Consider the following 2012-nt stretch of genomic DNA (forward strand, 5'->3'; position numbering starts at 1 on the left):
CCGAGCGCCGCGCTGCCGCCGATCGCCGAGTAGGCCGCGCGGCACCGCCCGCGCGTCTGCCGCCGCCACCGCGCGGCAACGAATGCCGGCGGCCGTCCGGCTATAATCCGCCATCCCTTTCGACGCCCTCCGGCCGCCGGCCGGCGGGCGCCCTGCGCCTTTGGAGCCGCCATGTCGCAATACATCTACACCATGAACCGGGTCAGCAAGACCGTGCCGCCCAAGCGCCAGATCATCAAGGACATCTCGCTGTCGTTCTTCCCCGGCGCCAAGATCGGCCTGCTCGGCCTCAACGGCGCCGGCAAGTCCACCGTGCTGAAGATCATGGCCGGCGTGGACACCGATTTCGAAGGCGAGGCGCGTCCGCAGCCCGGCACCAAGGTCGGCTACCTGGCGCAGGAGCCGGAGCTGGACCCGAACAAGACCGTGCGCGAGTCGGTCGAGGAAGGCGTGGGCGAAGTGCTGCAGGCGCAGGCCGCGCTGGAAGCGGTGTACGCCGCCTATGCCGAGGAAGGCGCCGATTTCGACGCGCTGGCCAAGGAACAGGAGCGCCTGGAGGCGATCCTGGCCGCCGGCGACGCGCACACCCTGGAGAACCAGCTCGACGTGGCCGCCGATGCGCTGCGGCTGCCGCCGTGGGACGCCAAGATCGCCAACCTGTCCGGCGGCGAGAAGCGCCGCGTGGCGCTGTGCCGGCTGCTGCTGCAGAAGCCGGACATGCTGCTGCTCGACGAACCGACCAACCACCTCGACGCCGAGTCGGTGGAGTGGCTGGAACAGTTCCTGGCGCGCTATACCGGCACCGTGGTCGCGGTCACCCACGATCGCTACTTCCTCGACAACGCCGCCGAGTGGATCCTGGAACTGGACCGCGGCCGCGGCATTCCGTGGAAGGGCAACTACACCGAATGGCTGATGCAGAAGGACGAGCGCCTGAAGCAGGAAGAGAACCAGGAAAAGGCGCGGCAGAAGGCGATCCAGAAGGAACTGGAGTGGGCCCGGCAGAACGCCAAGGGCGGCCGCTCCAAGGGCAAGGCGCGTCTGGCGCGCCTGGACGAACTGCAGTCGGTCGACTACCAGAAGCGCAACGAGACCAACGAAATCTTCATTCCGCCAGGCGAGCGCCTGGGCAACTCGGTGATGGAGTTCAAGAACGTCTCCAAGAAGTTCGGCGACCGCCTGCTGATCGACAACCTGTCGATGATCATCCCGCCGGGCGCCATCGTCGGCATCATCGGCCCCAACGGTGCCGGTAAGTCGACCCTGTTCAAGATGATCACCGGGCAGGAGAAGCCGGATTCGGGCGAGATCGTGGTCGGCCCGACCGTGCAGCTGTCGTACGTGGACCAGAGCCGCGACAAGCTGGAAGGCAACCACAACGTGTTCCAGGAGATTTCCGGCGGCCTGGACATCCTCAACATCAACGGCGTGGAGATCCAGTCGCGCGCCTACATCGGCCGCTTCAACTTCAAGGGCCAGGACCAGCAGAAGATGGTCGGTTCGCTGTCCGGCGGCGAGCGCGGCCGCCTGCACATGGCCAAGACCCTGCTGCAGGGCGGCAACGTGCTGCTGCTCGACGAACCGTCCAACGACCTGGACATCGAAACCCTGCGCGCGCTGGAAGACGCGCTGCTGGAGTTCCCGGGCAACACCTTCGTGATCTCGCACGATCGCTGGTTCCTGGACCGCATCGCCACCCACATCCTCGCCTTCGAGGGCGACTCGCACGTGGAGTTCTTCCAGGGCAACTACCGCGAGTACGAGGAAGACAAGAAGCGCCGCCTCGGCGACGACGCCGGCCCCAAGCGCCTGCGTTTCAAGGCGCTGAAGTAAGCCGCAGCGCGTTTCTGGCAGCACCCGCCACGGCCCGCTTCGCGCGGGCCGTGCGCGTTTTTGGCTGACTGTCGGGTGGTGCTTCTCTCTGGCTCCGGGAGTCTGCGGGAGTCGACTGTCATACAACGGCGACATGCGAAGCGGTGCGCTTTCCGATGGCGCAATGCGTCGGGACTGAA

Annotated in this window: 1 protein-coding gene; it reads left to right on the top strand. The window is 66.6% G+C overall.

Going from position 1 to position 2012, the window contains the following annotated elements; translation table 11 throughout:
* Positions 1 to 171 precede the first annotated feature (171 nt).
* Complete coding sequence (ettA, locus tag D183_RS0107235) at positions 172 to 1833, top strand: energy-dependent translational throttle protein EttA (RefSeq protein WP_017908418.1); 1662 nt, start codon at positions 172 to 174, stop codon at positions 1831 to 1833.
* The last annotated feature ends 179 nt before the right edge of the window (positions 1834 to 2012 follow it).

Origin of the sequence: Xanthomonas sp. SHU 199 (genome assembly GCF_000364665.1) — a bacterium.
GTDB classification, from domain to species: Bacteria; Pseudomonadota; Gammaproteobacteria; order Xanthomonadales; family Xanthomonadaceae; genus Xanthomonas_A; species Xanthomonas_A sontii.